Here is a 13,954-nt window from a genome sequence, read left to right on the forward strand (position 1 = left end):
CGTCGAAGGGAGCAGAACGTGGTCGACATCGGCACGTTGGTGGATTCGAAGCAGGGGTTGATCAACCCCCTGATCTACACCGACCCGGCGCTGTACCAGCTGGAACTGGACCGTGTCTTCGGACGGAGCTGGCTCTTCCTCGCGCACGAGAGCCAGTTGCCCAACCGGGGCAGCTTCGTGCAGACCTACATGGGTGAGGACCCGGTGCTGGTGGTCCGCCAGCGCGACGCGTCGGTGAAGGCGTTCCTGAACCAGTGCCGGCACCGCGGAATGCGGATCTGCCGGGCGGATGCAGGAACGAACAAGACCTTCACGTGCAGCTATCACGGCTGGGCCTACGACCTCGAAGGCAATCTGATCAACGTCCCGCTCGAGGAGCGCGCTTACCACAATCAGATCGACAAGTCGCAGTGGGGAGCGACCAAGGTTCCGCGCGTGCAGAGCTACAAGGGCTTCTACTTTGGCACCTGGTCCGACGAGGTGCCCGAGTTCGAGGAGTACCTCGGCGAGATGAAGTACTACTTCGACGCCGCCGTGGACAGGTGGGACAACGGCCTGGAGTTCGTCAAGGGCGCCACCAAGTGGGTCATCGACTGCAACTGGAAGTTCGCTGCTGAGCAGTTCACCAGCGACATGTACCACGCGCCCATCTCACACGCGTCGGCGATGGTGGCTCTGTTCGAGGACCCGGCGATGCGCAGCCTGTTCGATCCGTCGCCGCACGACCAGGGGCGGCAATTCGCCGGGCATGGTCACGGAACGGGGTCCATGGGCATCCCCGAGTTCGGTCCCGACATTCTTGCCGGGCCGGAGTACAGCGCCTGGCAGATCGCCAACCGGGACCAGGTCTACAACCGTCTCGGCACCGACCGCGCCCACAAGATCATGATCCACAACAACATCTTCCCGAACTTCTCCTGGCTCGGGACGGCCTCGACGATGCGGGTCTGGCATCCGCGCGGACCGGGCCAGATCGAGGTGTGGGCGTGGACGTACGTGCCCAAGGACGCCCCGGAGTCGGCACGCAAGGGCGTCCGGGAGGTCACCCAGCGCACCTTCAGCCCGGCGGGGGTCTTCGAGACCGACGACGGGGAGAACTGGACGGAGATCCAGCAGGTGATGCGGGGATGGAAGGCACGCAGCACGCTCTTCAACGCGCAGATGGGTCTCGGGTTCGAGCAACGTGACTACCCCGGCATGCCCGGCATGTCGAACGACCTCTACAGCGAGATGGGGGCGCGGGGCTTCTACCAGCGCTGGCAGGACCTGATGAAGAACCTGTCCTGGAAGGAGATCGCCGAGTTGGACGCGCAGCGGCGAGCAGCCGAGCAGGAGGTGCAGCCGGCATGAGCACGGCTGTCGACCAGGCGGTGGAGGCGGGGCCGTCGACGTTCCGCCCCACGTCGATGGAGCTCCAGCACCGCGTGGAGAAGTTCTTCTCGGCCGAGGCGGAGCTGCTCGACGACCACCGCTACACGGACTGGGTCCAGCTGTTCACCGAGGACGTGCACTACTGGCTGCCGACCCGGATGACCCGCACCATCCGGGAGCGGGACCAGGAGGTCGCCGCTGCCGGCGAGAACGCGCTCATCGACGATGACCTCACCGCACTCCGGGGGCGCGTTCGCCGTGTCACGTCGGGGATCCAGTGGTCGGAGGAGCCGCCGTCGCGCACGCGCCGGTTGATCACCAACGTGCGCATCGACGAACGCGGTGACGGTGAACTCGACGTCCGGTCGAACTTCTGCATCTACCGGAGCCGGCTCGAGCGTCATCAGGACTGGTTCGTGGGGGAGCGTTTCGACCTCCTGCGCCCGGCCGAGGGGGCCTACCCCTACCGGATCGCCAGCCGCAAGGTCGTCTTCGAGCAGACGACGATCCTGGCGCCGAGCATCAGCATCTTCTTCTGATCCCGGCCTCCATCCGGATCGACCTCCCCAGAGATGGAGATCGACGTACAGATGACGTTCGCCGAATCCGGCGCCCGGTGGATCCGCGCGTGCGCGGTCGACGATGTCGAGGACGACGAGGCGGTGCGGCTGGGCACCCAGCCGCCCGTCACGGTCTTCAGATCCGAGGGCGAGTTCTTCTGCATCGATGACACCTGCACGCACGAGACCTATTCCCTCTCCGAGGGATGGGTCGAGAACTGCCTCGTCGAATGCACCTTGCACATGGCGAAGTTCGATCTGCGAACGGGCCGGCCTCTCTCGCCGCCGGCGAGGAGCCCCGTCCGCGTCCACCAGCTGCGGGTCGAGGACGGTTCCGTCTTCGTCCAGCTGCCGAACGACTACACATGCGACGACTAGGAAGGTGGGACATGGGTCGGCTGGACAACACCACGGTGCTCGTGACGGGAGGCGGATCAGGGCTCGGACGGGCGATCGTGTCCGGGTTCGTCGAGGAGGGGGCGCGCGTCGTCGTATTCGACCGGTCGAAGGAGAAGCTCGACGACGTCGCGGTCTCCTTCGGGGAGGCGGTGCGCACTGTGGCCGGCGATGTCACCTCGGTGGCGGACAACGAGGCGGCGGTGGCGGCAGCTGTCGACGCCTTCGGAGGGCTGGACGTCCTCATCGGCAACGCGGGGATCTGGGACTTCAACGCCTCTCTTGACGCCACCGGCACCGACGAGCTGGCCAGCGGGTTCGACGAGCTGTTCGGGGTGAACGTCAAGGGCTACCTGCTGGGGGCCAAGGCGGCCCTCCCGGCCCTGCGCGCCTCCCGCGGCAGCATGGTGTTCACCCTCTCCAACGCCGCCTTCTACCCCGGTGGCGGCGGACCCCTGTACGTCGCCTCGAAGCACGCCGGTGTCGGGTTGGTCCGCCAGCTGGCCTACGAACTGGCCCCCGAGGTCCGGGTCAACGCCGTCGCACCCGGTGGCATGGCCACCGACCTGCGCGGGCCGGGATCGATGGGGCTGGCCGACCAGTCGATCACCCGGGCCATGCCCATCCAGGACATCATGCGCGAGCACGGTGCGCTCAAGATGGACATCACCGCCGAGCACTACGTCGGCACCTACGTGCTGCTGGCCTCGAAGGAGGCGGCCACTGCGACCGGAGCCGTCTTCGACATCAGCAGCTTCGGGACGCCGCCGCGGCGGGACCTCGGCTGACCTGCGCGCGTCGCCGGACCAGGCACCGAGCCGCCAGTTCCCAGGGGACTGGCGGCTCGGCCGCGCGGGGGAGCGGCGGGGCGAGCGACCGTCCGATCGAGCGGGCTGCCGCCTCACGCCGACCGGGGCGCGCTCTCCGGGAACGGGGCGCAGGCGGTGGCCGGGGTGATGCAGGCCTGCAGGGCGGTGGCGAAGACGTCGACGGTGCGGGCGAGCGCGTCCGGGTTCGGGGAAGGCGCGTCGGGGTCGATCAAAGTGCCGAAGGCGAACAGGCCGAACCCCATGATCTGCGCGGCGATGAGCCGGGCGCGCAGCTGGGCGTCCGGGCCGTGCAGGACGGCGGCGAGAGGGTCGGTGATGCGCCGGTCGATCTCCGCGGCGAACAGCTGCCTGGCCTCCTCGAGGTCCAGCGATCGCACGAGGGCGATGGCCGGGAAGCTGTAGTCCAGGTTCAGCCAGTACGTCGCGAGCAGGCGCGCGAGCCGCAGACCCATCGTCTCCACGGGCCCGTCCAGGTCGGCCATCCTGATCGTGGGACCGTCCTCGGCCTGGGCCACCGCCCGGAACAGGTCGAGTTTCGAGTCGAAGTAGTGCACCACGAGCGGGGCGGTCACCCCCACGTCGGCGGCGATGTCCTTGAGCGTGACCGCGGCATACCCCGCCCGCGCGAACCGGCGCCCCGCAGCGACGAGGATGTCCTGCCGGGTCTGCTCCGCGCTCTGCCGGCGCCGGGGGCGGGTCGCTGCCCCGGCCACCTCACCGGCTACCGGGTGATCGGCGGACGTCATCGCGGCGCCGACGCGTGCGCGGGAACCAGCACGTCGGCCAGGGTAGTCCGGCAGGACGGCGGCCACGGTCAGCTGCAGCCGTACTCGGCGTGATCGGCGGCCGGCAACAACAGCTCCGCGACTCGTCGCGCGCCGACAGGGGTGAGGTGGTCGACGCGGTAGCGATCGCCCACGTGGTGTGCCAGCTCCACCGCGGGCTCCCACGTCGCGCCGTCGGGGAGGTACTGCGCTGCCCGCACCTGCATCGACGTGCGGCGCAGCGGCTCCGATCCCGGGAGGGTGAGCAGCACGCTCTCGCTGACGTGCCAGATCACGCTGTGGTCGGGAGTGCCGTGCATGACGCACCGTGCGGGGCAGTTCACCGATGCGGCGCCGGCGTTGCGGTCGATGGCCATGGGCACCTCGTGCGGTCGTCGCGTTGCCGGGCCCAGCACATCCCATGACGCCGGCGCACCCGTCCGATGCGTCCCGTCGCGTGGAACCGATCCGGTGCCGGGTGGTGGAACGAGGGCGGAGCGCCACCCGGATCCGGCCGGTGAGACTGGGGCCGGCCGGTCAGCACCCTGGCGGAAGGCGGATCCCGTGCAGCCCTCGTTCGTGATCGTCGGAGCCAACCTGGCCGGTGGCCGGGCCGCGCAGGCGTTGCGCAGGGAGGGCTTCTCGGGGCGGGTAGTGCTCGTCGGCGCGGAGCCGCATCCCCCCTACGAGCGCCCGCCGCTGTCGAAGGACCTCCTGCTCGGGAAGCAGGCGCCGGAGGCCCTGCGCATCGCGGACCGGCAGTCGTGGTCCGACCAGGAGATCGACCTGCGGCTCGGAACCACGGTGACCCGCCTGCTGCCCGGGGAACAGTCTGTCGAGACCGACAGCGGGGAGCTGATCAGAGCGGACAAGGTCCTCCTCTGCACCGGTGGCCGGGCCCGCCGGCTGGCGGTCGAGGGGCATCACCTCGGGGGTGTCCACGCCCTCCGTTCGCTCGACGATGCGCTGACCATCCGTGAGCAGCTCGTGCCCGGCGCCCACGTCACCGTCGTCGGCGCCGGGTTCATCGGCGCCGAGGTCGCCGCATCCGCTCAGGCGCTCGGCTGCCGGGTGACGCTGCTGGAGGTGGCCGGTCTTCCGCTGCAGCGAGTCCTCGGGCCGGCGCTCGGGCAGGTCCTCGCCACCGCCTACCGCGACCAGGGGGTGGATCTGCGGCTGGGGACCGGGGTGCACAGCCTCGTGGGGGACGACCGGGTCCGGCGGGTGGTCACCACGGACGGCAGCGTCATCGAGACCGACCTCGTGGTGGTGGGGATCGGCATCGAACCGGCGGTCGAGCTCGCGGCGTCGGCCGGAGCCCGGGTCGACAACGGGATCCTGGTCGACGAGTTCTGCGCGACCTCGATCGACGGGATCTACGCCGCGGGTGACGTCGCCAACCACCCCAACCCGATCCTGGGGGAGCGGGTCAGGCTGGAGAACTGGCAGAACGCCCAGAACCAGGGCCTGGCGGCAGCCGGTTCCATGCTCGGGCACCGCCGGCCGTTTGCGGAGGTGCCCTGGTTCTGGTCGGACCAGTACGCCTGGAACCTGCAGATGGCCGGCCAGGCCGGGCCCGAGGACGACGTCGTCTGGCGGGGGGACGTCGATGGATTGGCCTTCAGCGCCTTCTTCCTGCGGGCCGGAGTGCTCCGCGCCGCGTTCGCGGTCAACCGACCGCGCGACGTCCACGGTGCCCGGCGGTTGATCGAGCGGGGGGGCGTGGTTGACGTGGATGCCCTGCGGGACCCGGGGGCGGATCTGCGCAAGCTCGCGGCCTGAACCCACCGCGCCCGGGTCCACGTCGATTCGCGGACGCCGGTGCCCGCGGCCGCGCAAGGTGCGGCCGCGGACCGCTCACAGAGCGGTCTGCGAGAGCGTGTCGGCGGCCTTGCGCAGTCGTGCGGCGAATCGCCGCTTGTCGAAGCGGGCGGTCGGCGAGCTGATGGACAGGGCGGCCACCGCCTCACCGGTACGGCGATCGATGATCGGCGCCGCGACGCAGGCCAGTCCGACCCGGCACTCCTCCACCTCGACCGCGACACCCTCTTCCCGCGCCACGCGCAGTTGCTTCTGGAGGGCCTCCGGATGAGCCACGGTGTGCCGGGTGGGCCGGGCCAGGTGCCCGGTGAGGACGTGCCCGACCGTCTCGGGGGACGAGTACGACAGGATCGACTTGCCCAGCGCGGTGGCGTGTGCGGGATTGCGCCCTCCGATCGTGGTCGGACAGGGCCAGGCCCGGTGCCCGTAGATCTTCTCCACGTAGACGACGTCGTCGTCGTGGAGGATCGCGAGGTGCACGATCTCGAGGGTCTCGTGGTGCAGCTCGGCCATGAAGGGGATCGCCCGCTCGCGAAGCCCCCTGGGCCAGAACGCACGTGACCCCAGCTCGAAGACGCGCTCGGCCAGCCGGTAGCGGTTGCCGTCCCGCTTCACGTAACCGTGCTCGTGAAGGACGGCGAGCAGTCGATGGGCGGTCGACTTCGGAACCGCAGCGCGTACGGCGATCTCGCTCACGCCGAGTACGGCACGAGAGCCGCCGAAGGCGCTCAACACGGCAAGCGTGCGGCTGGCGGCGTTGGTCCGGGAGGGATGCTCCGCGACGTGTGCGAGCTCGACGTCGTCCAGTGGCGAGGCAACGCTGCCTTGAGTCATGGCACCTCGATCGAGGGCTAATTGAACGGTCGTTCAGACGCTACTGTGACGTGCAGCACAGGTCAATGGACTCGCGTTCGGTACGGTGATCGGTCAGCGAACGGGTGGTCCGGGGCTGGATCGGCTGCGGGAGCAACGGGGCGAGAGCCCTCAGGCCGCTTCGGGGCAGCGCCGATCGCGCCTCAGGGCCGGTCGACCCCGAAGGGCGACTCGAGCAGGCCGGAGAACGTCTCGGTGCCCTGCCGGGCGAGGCCGTCAAGGGCGCGGACGTGGAGCCGGACCGCGAGAGGTGATGCCCGGTGAACATCGTCGTCCCTGCCGACCACGACCGGGCCGCGACCCAGGACGCGGCGAACGCCGGGTGCCTGTCCGGCTGGGGGCGTGCCCAGCTGGTGCGTCGCCGCGTGCTCACCGCGCAGCTGGACCGGCTGGCTTGCAGTGTCGGCGACGCCCTCCTCGAGCATCCGGATGGCCTCCGGGCCCAGCAGCACGCCGAGCCGGGAGGAGGCGCAGCCGGGGGAGTCGTCGACGCGCCCAGTGGGGTGGGACCTGGTCGAGGGGCGTCTGGTGGTTCACCCGCTCGCAGGAGTCCGCTGCCGGGGAGGGGCGCGACCGCGCACCCGGCTGCCACGATCGCCGAAGTCCGGAGCTGAGGGAGGAGTGCCACCCGTGGAACTGCGGCACCTGCGGTACTTCGTGTCCGTCGCGGAGGAGCTCCACTTCCGCCGGGCCGCGGAGAAGCTGCACATCGTGCAGCCGGCGCTCAGCAAGCAGATCAGCGCGCTCGAGCACGAGCTCGGGGTCCGGCTGCTCGAGCGCGACCGGCGGGGGGTAGCCCTCACCGAGGCGGGGCGGGTCTTCCTCGCCGAGGCGGTGGAGGTGCTCGCCCGGGCCGACGGTGCGGTCGACCGGGCGCGCGCCGTCGTCCGGGGTGAGGTCGGCCGGCTGGCCGTCGGCTTCGTCCAGCCCGCCCTGGCCGACCTGCTCCCGCGGTCTCTGCGCGCCTTTCGCCAGCACTACCCCGACGTCGTCCTCACCCTGAGCGAGACCACCAGCCGGACGGCGATCGAGCAGGTCACCGACCGCAGCCTGCACCTCGCTTTCGTGCGGCTGCCCATCGCGCCGCGACCGGACCTGCGGACGGAGGCGGTCAGCCAGGAGCCGGTGCTGCTCGCCGTGCCCCGCGGGCACCGGCTGGCCGAGCGGCCGGCGGTGCGGCTGGAGGAGATCGCGGAGGAGGAGCTCGTCCTCATCGCGCGCCCGGTGGAGCCGGGGTTGCACGACTACTACGTCACCGCCTGCAACCGTGCCGGGTTCAGCCCCCGGGTGGCCCACGAGGTGAGCAGCACCTCGATCGCGATCGGCCTGGTGGCCGGTGGTCTCGGGGTTGCCTTCGTGCCGGCGTCGGCCCGGTTCGCCGCGCAGCCCACCGTCGCGCACGTCCCGCTGGAGGACGCCGACCTGACGCTCACGATGGGTGCCCTCTGGCGGGCCGGGCCGCCGCCGGCCGTGCTCGACAACTTCCTCCGGCTCCGCCCATGGGAGGACGGCAGGACGCCGACCGCGGCGATGTGACGCCCGTCCGGTGGACCCCGGGAGGCTGATTCCGAACGGTGATCAGACCCGCCCGACTCCCTATCACCGAGGCATCGTGTTCCTCGTCACGGCTGCCTAGATTCCGACGGGGACCACGGCGAAGGAGCGGGGCATGACGACGGTGCAGAAGCGGCCGGTGGCCGAGGCGGGTCCGAGGGAACCCGAGGCGGTCATCCGGGCGGCCGAGGGCCTGCACGACCTGGTCGACGGCCACGGCGCGCAGAACGACCGCGAGGGCCGCATCGCCGAGCCGGTCGTCGAGGCGCTGTTCGAGATCGGCGCGATCGGGGTCTTCACCCCGCGGGAGCTCGGCGGCGCCGAGATGACCCCGCGGCAGGCGATGGACCTGTTCGGCACCCTCTCCCATGCCGACCCGTCGACGGGCTGGGTCACCATGGCCATGGGCCTGGCGACCGGCCTGGCCGGTGCGTTCTTCGAGAAGGACGCCGCCCGGGAGCTGTTCGCCACGCCGCGGCTGGGCATCGCCGGCCAGGGCACCAAGCCCGGCCGCGCCGTCCCGGTGGCCGGCGGTCACCGGATCAGCGGGGACTGGTCGTTCGCCTCCGGCATCAAGCACTGCACCCACCTGCACACCGCCGCCCAGGACGTGCAGACCGGCCAGACGCGGTTCTTCATCGTGCCGGTCGAGCAGGTCACCTTCATCGAGAACTGGGACGTCCTGGGCCTGCGCGGCACCGGCAGCATCGACTACACGCTCGAGGACTGCTTCGTCCCGCTCGACCACAGCTACCCCTCGCTCAGCACCGAGCCGGTCACCGGCGGGGCCCTCTACCGGATCGGCATCGGCAACTTCGCCAGCATCAACCACGGCGGCTGGGTGCTCGGTGTCGGGCGGCGGTTGCTCGACGAGCTCGCTGCCGTCGTCCGCGCCAAGGCCGGCCTGCCCGGGGCGCAGACCGACACCGTCGCCTTCGCCGAGCACTACGCCAGGGCCGAGGCGAAGCTGCGGGCAGCCAAGGCCCTCCTCTACGAGGTGTGGGAGGAGATCGAGGAGGCGCTGCTGCGCGGCGGGGAGATCCCGCTGCGGCTGCAGACGCTCAACCGGGTGGCGCTGCACAACGCCACGTTCTCCGTCGCCGAGATCGCCCAGTTCGTCTACACGTCGGCCGGCAGTGACGCGCTGCGCAGCGGCACGATCCAGCGGCTGTTCCGGGACGTGCACGGTGGTACCCAGCACGTGTCGTCCTCGCCGCTGATCATGCAGTCCGCCGGCCTGGAGCTGGCCGGGCTGGCCGAGGGGAAGCGCTGGGTGCACTTCTCCCTGAGGTGACGTCGGTTCGGCGGAGCGGAACTTCCTCCGCGATGATTGCAGCATGAGAAATAAGTGACGTAGCTTACGTCCGCCGTCCGCCTGGACGGACCCCGCACGATGCCCCGAGGAGACCGATGAAGCTCTCGCGAGCCGCCTGGACGGCGCTCACCGCTGCCGCGCTCATGGCGACCACCGCCTGCGGCGGGTCCGCCGACGGCGGCGGGACCGACGCGGCCGGCGCCACGGAGGAGGGCGGCCTGACGACGCTCACCATGGCCGAGACGCCGGGCGGGCCCTACTCCTTCGTGGCCTACGGCGTCCAGCGCGGGCACTTCGAGGACGAGGGCATCGACCTGCAGGCGCAGGTGAACCCCGGCGGCGGCACCGCGACCGTGCCGGCTCTCCTGCAGGGGGACTTCGACGTCCTGGGCCTGGACCTGGTCTCGGCGCTCACCAGCATCGGCCGCGACCTGCCGCTCACGATGGTCGCCGCCGGCAGTGCCACCTCCGAGGAGGCCGACGGCGACTTCGCCGCGGTGCTCGTGCGGGCCGACAGCCCGATCCAGGGCCCGGAGGACCTCGACGGCGTCCGGATGGGCGTCAACGCGCTGCGCAACGTCAACGACCTGGCGATCGGCCGGATCCGCGACGAGCAGGGCTTCGCGGAGGACGCGATCAGCCCGGTCGAGCTGCCCTTCCCGGAGATCCTGGCCGCGATCGACCGCGGGGACGTCGACGCCGGCATCGTCATCGAGCCGTTCGCGACCATCGGCCAGAACCAGGGCATGCGCGTCGTCCACCGCCCGTGGTGGGGGATCGAGCCGGGCCTGCAGATCGGGACCATGGTGATGACCGAGGAGGCGGTGGCCGCCGACCCCGAGGTGGCCGAGGCCTTCTCCCGGGCGGTGCAGGCCACCGCCGACGACATCCGCGAGGACCCGGATTCCTTCCGCGCGGCCCTGCCCGAGCTCATCGACCTCGATCCGGCGCTGGCCCAGGGGATCAACCTGATCCAGTGGCGCGGGAAGAACGACCGGGAATCGATCGAGACCTTCGGTCAGCTCATGGTCAGGTACGGCCTGCTCGAGGAGGAGATCGACTACGACGCGGCGATCCTCGACGACTGACGACGTGCGGCCCGGTGCGGCGCCTGCTCGGCAGGCGCCGCACCGGGCGCCCGGCTGCGATGACAGGAGCCCCATGACGACGGCCGTGCCCGTCCTGCCCACCGGCGGCCCTCAGCTGGTCGACGTCCCGGCCGAGGACGGCGTCCTGCTGCAGGGACTGCTGTACCCGCCGCCCCCGGAACCCGTCGCGGCGGTGCTGCACGTGCACGGCAAGGGCGGCAACTTCTACTCCGGCCCACCCCGCACGCTGCCGCCGCTGGTCGCCCCCGATCGCTTCGTCCACCTCGCGCTCAACCTGCGCTGCCACGACCTGGCCTACAGCCGGCTCGGCGACGCCGCCGGCATCGCCACCGGTCGCGAGGCGGCCTACGGGGGCATGTGGGAACGGCTGGACGACGGCCCGACCGACCTCCGCGCGGGCGTGTCCTGGCTGCGCGAGCGCACCGGCCTCCCGGTGTTCGTCGTCGGCCACTCCGCCGGCGGCTACTTCCTGGGCGACTGGTCACCCGGCCCCGAGGAGGTGGCCGGGCGGGTCTTCCTCTCCCCGCTGACCTCCGTCCGGTTCCCCCTGTCGGCGTGGTTCACCGACGACGCGGCGCTGGACCGGGCACGGGCGCAGGCGCAGCAGCTCGTCGACCGCGGGGACGGCCACCTGCTGCTGCCCGTGCCGGCCTGGTACTTCGCCATCTCCGCCGACTCGTTCCTCGAGCGGCTCGCGGAGCGCCCCGGCCGCTGGCTGGACGGGTGCAACGCCTCGCCGGTACCGCTGCTGCTCGCCTGGGGCGGCGCGGAGACCCGGGCCGCGGCCTGGCGGGAGCTCTTCGACCGCATGACGGTCCCGGACCGGGTGTGCGCGGAGCTCCCGGGCGCCGGGCACGAGTACGGCGGCCAGGAGGCGGCGCTCGCGGGGGAGATCACCCGCTTCGTCGACGCGCGGGTCTGACGCCGGGGCCCCTGGCAGGCCCGCCTCGGTCACGACGGCCCCGAGGTGGGGCGCGACGAACTGGAGGGGTGATCGGCGGGCCGGCTCAGTCGTAGGTGTGGAAGCCGCGGCCGGTCTTGCGGCCGAGCTCGCCGGCGGCGACCTTGTCGCGGAGCAGCTGCGGCGGGGCGAACCGCTCGCCGAGGGTGCGGTGCAGGTACTCCGCGATGGCCAGCCGGACGTCGAGGCCGACCAGGTCGGTGGAGCGCAGCGGCCCCATCGGGTGGCGGTAGCCCAGCTCCATCGCCGTGTCGATGGCCTCGGCGTCGGCGACGCCCTCCTCGAGCATCCGGATCGCCTCGAGGCCCAGCAGCACGCCGAGCCGGGAGGAGGCGAAGCCGGGGGAGTCGTTGACGACGACGTCGGTCTTGCCCAGGGCCCGCACCCAGCCCCCGGCGGTGCCGACCAGCTCGGGGGCGGTCTCCGGGGCGACGACCACCTCCACCAGCTTCGAGGCCGGCACCGGGTTGAAGAAGTGCAGGCCGAGGAAGCGGGCGGGGCGCTCCAGCGCCGCGGCCAGCTCGGTGACCGACAGGGAACTGGTGTTGGTGGCCAGCACGGCCTCGGGTCCCACGGCGGCCTCGGCGGCGCGGAGCACCTCGGCCTTCAGGTCGGCCCGCTCGGGCACCGCCTCGACCACCAGACCGGTGGCCGGGTCCAGCTCGGTGGGGGAGTCCAGCAGGGTGAGCCGGCCCAGGGCGGTGGCGACGTCACCGTCGAGCTTCCCCCGCCGGGCGGCCTCCTCCAGGCCGTCGGCGATCCGGTTGTGCGCAGCCTGCGCGGCGTCCCCGCCGGCCTCGACGACGGCGACGCGGGCACCGGCGGCCAGGAACACCTGCGCGATCCCGGCACCCATCCGGCCGCCGCCGATCACGCCGACGGCGGCGGGCACGCGGCTCACAGCGTCTCCGCAGGACGGCTGGACATGGGATCTCCTCGATCTGTCGGAGCGCAACGGCTGCATTGTCCGCGAGCCGGAGCTCGCCCGTGGGCGCGGGCGCTCAGAACTCGGCGAGCGCGCGGATCGGCGACTCGACGCAGTCGGCGACGAACCGCAGGAAGCCCCCCGCCGTGCCGCCGTCGCAGACCCGGTGGTCGAAGGCGAGGGTGAGCTGGGTGACCGATCGGACGGCCAGCTCGCCGTCGACGACCCAGGGCCGGTCGATGATCCGGCCGATGCCGAGGATCGCGACCTCGGGGTGGTTGATGATCGCGGCCGAACCGTCGACGCCGAACACGCCGTAGTTGTTGACCGTGAAGGTCCCCCCGGTGAGGTCCGCCGGCGCGAGCCGGCCGGTGCGTCCCTGGGCGGTCCGCTCCTCGAGGGCGTCGGAGAGGTCGCGGGTCGACATGCGATGGGCGTTCCGCACGACGGGGACCACCAGACCCCGGTCGGTCTGCGCCGCGAACCCCAGGTGGACCGCGTCGGACAGGACGATCTCCTCGCCCTCCACCCGTCCGTTGAGCTCGGGGAACCGGCCGAGGCCGAGGACGGCGAACCGGGCCACGAGGGACAGCAGGCTGACCGGCCGGTCCGGTTCGTAGCCGTTGAGGGTCCGGCGGGCGGCCAGCAGCTCGGTCGCGTCCACGTCGACCCAGACGGTGGCCTCCGGGATCTCGCGGCGCGACCGGCTCAGCTTGTCGGCCACGGCCTTGCGGACGCCGCGCAGGCGGATCCGCCGCTCGTCCGTGCCCGGCTCGCCGGCGTCGGTGCGGATCGGGGCGTCCGCTGGCTCGACCACCGGCTGTTCGGCCGGCGTCGCCGCGGACCCGGCTGCCCGGGCGGCCAGCGCGTCCTTGAGGTCCTGCCGCGTGATCGTCCCGCCCCGTCCGGTCCCCGGGACCTGACGCAGGTCGATCCCCTCGAGGCGGGCGAGTCGTCGCACGATCGGCGAGATGACCGCGACGGCCGTGGTGGGCTCGGGTGCCCCGGGCCCCGGCGGCGCGGCGGGTTCGGCGTTCACGGGACGCCCGGCGCGTCGTCCGCTGCGCCGGCGGCGCGGTGCTGCGGAGGTGCCGTACCCGATCAGGACGTTGCCGCTGCTCTCCTCGGCTGCGGCAGCGCCGTCCGGCGGGTCGGGCGTCACCGCGCCCGGTTCGCGGAAGCCGCGCTGCCCGGGCCTTGGGTCGGTCGGCGGCGTCGGCACCGGTGCGTCGATCTCGGAGGCGGCCCCCACCTCGACGAGGGGACTGCCGACGGTCAGCACCGACCCTGCGGCGCCGTGCCGCTTGGTGACCACACCGGCGAAGGGCACCGGCACCTCCACCGTCGCCTTCGCCGTCTCCACCTCGACGATCGGCTGGTCGACGACGACGGTCTGGCCCTCCTCCACCAGCCAGGTCACGATCTCCGCCTCGGTGAGCCCCTCCCCGAGGTCCGGGAGCAGGAAGACGGGCATG

The 13,954-nt window shown here is 72.0% G+C and carries 15 protein-coding genes; 9 read left to right on the top strand and 6 right to left on the bottom strand.

Features of this window, described 5'->3' with window-relative positions; genetic code table 11:
• Nucleotides 1–18 precede the first annotated feature (18 nt).
• The 4 genes from BMZ50_RS14900 to hcaB are packed head-to-tail and all read left to right on the top strand — an operon-like array spanning nucleotide 19 to nucleotide 3,115.
• Nucleotides 19–1,350: an aromatic ring-hydroxylating dioxygenase subunit alpha gene (locus BMZ50_RS14900; protein WP_091326005.1), complete on the top strand. Its 1,332-nt coding sequence runs from the start codon at nucleotides 19–21 to the stop codon at nucleotides 1,348–1,350.
• A complete protein-coding gene (locus BMZ50_RS14905; RefSeq protein WP_091326007.1) occupies nucleotides 1,347–1,910 on the top strand; it encodes an aromatic-ring-hydroxylating dioxygenase subunit beta in 564 nt (187 codons plus the stop codon). Before BMZ50_RS14900 ends, BMZ50_RS14905 begins: the two co-directional genes overlap by 4 nt.
• Nucleotides 1,911–1,943: 33 nt before the next feature.
• Nucleotides 1,944–2,309 (top strand): bifunctional 3-phenylpropionate/cinnamic acid dioxygenase ferredoxin subunit, encoded by a 366-nt coding sequence (locus tag BMZ50_RS14910; protein ID WP_245753664.1) that lies wholly within the window; start codon nucleotides 1,944–1,946, stop codon nucleotides 2,307–2,309.
• Nucleotides 2,310–2,320: 11 nt separating this feature from the next.
• Nucleotides 2,321–3,115: a 3-(cis-5,6-dihydroxycyclohexa-1,3-dien-1-yl)propanoate dehydrogenase gene (hcaB, locus tag BMZ50_RS14915; RefSeq protein ID WP_091326009.1), complete on the top strand. Its 795-nt coding sequence runs from the start codon at nucleotides 2,321–2,323 to the stop codon at nucleotides 3,113–3,115.
• Nucleotides 3,116–3,228: 113 nt separating this feature from the next.
• Here the strand turns inward: hcaB and BMZ50_RS24250 are convergent, their stop codons facing one another.
• Both BMZ50_RS24250 and BMZ50_RS24255 read right to left on the bottom strand, forming a co-directional pair.
• Complete coding sequence (locus BMZ50_RS24250) at nucleotides 3,229–3,903, bottom strand: TetR/AcrR family transcriptional regulator (RefSeq protein WP_177212804.1); 675 nt, start codon at nucleotides 3,901–3,903, stop codon at nucleotides 3,229–3,231.
• A gap of 68 nt (nucleotides 3,904–3,971) precedes the next feature.
• Nucleotides 3,972–4,298: a DUF6907 domain-containing protein gene (locus BMZ50_RS24255; RefSeq protein WP_177212805.1), complete on the bottom strand. Its 327-nt coding sequence runs from the start codon at nucleotides 4,296–4,298 to the stop codon at nucleotides 3,972–3,974.
• Between the two features lie 187 nt (nucleotides 4,299–4,485).
• Between BMZ50_RS24255 and BMZ50_RS14925 the strand changes: the two genes are divergently transcribed.
• Nucleotides 4,486–5,703 carry an NAD(P)/FAD-dependent oxidoreductase gene (locus BMZ50_RS14925; RefSeq protein ID WP_177212806.1) on the top strand — a complete coding sequence of 406 codons (1,218 nt, stop codon included), beginning with the start codon at nucleotides 4,486–4,488 and terminating at the stop codon, nucleotides 5,701–5,703.
• A 75-nt stretch (nucleotides 5,704–5,778) separates the two neighbouring features.
• Here the strand turns inward: BMZ50_RS14925 and BMZ50_RS14930 are convergent, their stop codons facing one another.
• Both BMZ50_RS14930 and BMZ50_RS24810 read right to left on the bottom strand, forming a co-directional pair.
• On the bottom strand, nucleotides 5,779–6,576 hold the full coding sequence (locus BMZ50_RS14930) for an IclR family transcriptional regulator (protein ID WP_091326015.1): 798 nt from the start codon (nucleotides 6,574–6,576) through the stop codon (nucleotides 5,779–5,781).
• A 182-nt stretch (nucleotides 6,577–6,758) separates the two neighbouring features.
• Complete coding sequence (locus BMZ50_RS24810; RefSeq protein ID WP_245753665.1) at nucleotides 6,759–7,067, bottom strand: hypothetical protein; 309 nt, start codon at nucleotides 7,065–7,067, stop codon at nucleotides 6,759–6,761.
• A gap of 178 nt (nucleotides 7,068–7,245) precedes the next feature.
• On the opposite strand from BMZ50_RS24810, the gene BMZ50_RS14935 reads away from it, so the two are divergent.
• From BMZ50_RS14935 to BMZ50_RS14950, 4 genes are all read left to right on the top strand, one after another.
• Complete coding sequence (locus BMZ50_RS14935; protein ID WP_177212807.1) at nucleotides 7,246–8,151, top strand: LysR substrate-binding domain-containing protein; 906 nt, start codon at nucleotides 7,246–7,248, stop codon at nucleotides 8,149–8,151.
• Between the two features lie 133 nt (nucleotides 8,152–8,284).
• Entirely contained in the window at nucleotides 8,285–9,463 is a 1,179-nt protein-coding gene (locus BMZ50_RS14940) for an acyl-CoA dehydrogenase family protein (RefSeq protein ID WP_091326020.1), read from the top strand.
• A 116-nt stretch (nucleotides 9,464–9,579) separates the two neighbouring features.
• Nucleotides 9,580–10,572, top strand: a complete 993-nt coding sequence (locus BMZ50_RS14945; RefSeq protein ID WP_091326022.1) for an ABC transporter substrate-binding protein — start codon at nucleotides 9,580–9,582, stop codon at nucleotides 10,570–10,572.
• 73 nt (nucleotides 10,573–10,645) lie between these two features.
• Nucleotides 10,646–11,515: an alpha/beta hydrolase gene (locus BMZ50_RS14950; protein WP_091326023.1), complete on the top strand. Its 870-nt coding sequence runs from the start codon at nucleotides 10,646–10,648 to the stop codon at nucleotides 11,513–11,515.
• A gap of 85 nt (nucleotides 11,516–11,600) precedes the next feature.
• Here the strand turns inward: BMZ50_RS14950 and BMZ50_RS14955 are convergent, their stop codons facing one another.
• Entirely contained in the window at nucleotides 11,601–12,455 is an 855-nt protein-coding gene (locus BMZ50_RS14955; protein ID WP_245753666.1) for a 3-hydroxyacyl-CoA dehydrogenase family protein, read from the bottom strand.
• A 100-nt stretch (nucleotides 12,456–12,555) separates the two neighbouring features.
• Nucleotides 12,556–13,953 carry a dihydrolipoamide acetyltransferase family protein gene (locus BMZ50_RS14960; protein WP_091326026.1) on the bottom strand — a complete coding sequence of 466 codons (1,398 nt, stop codon included), beginning with the start codon at nucleotides 13,951–13,953 and terminating at the stop codon, nucleotides 12,556–12,558.
• Between the last annotated feature and the right edge of the window lies 1 nt (nucleotide 13,954).

It is taken from the genome of Geodermatophilus ruber (genome assembly GCF_900114385.1).
Classification (GTDB): domain Bacteria; phylum Actinomycetota; class Actinomycetes; order Mycobacteriales; family Geodermatophilaceae; genus Geodermatophilus; species Geodermatophilus ruber.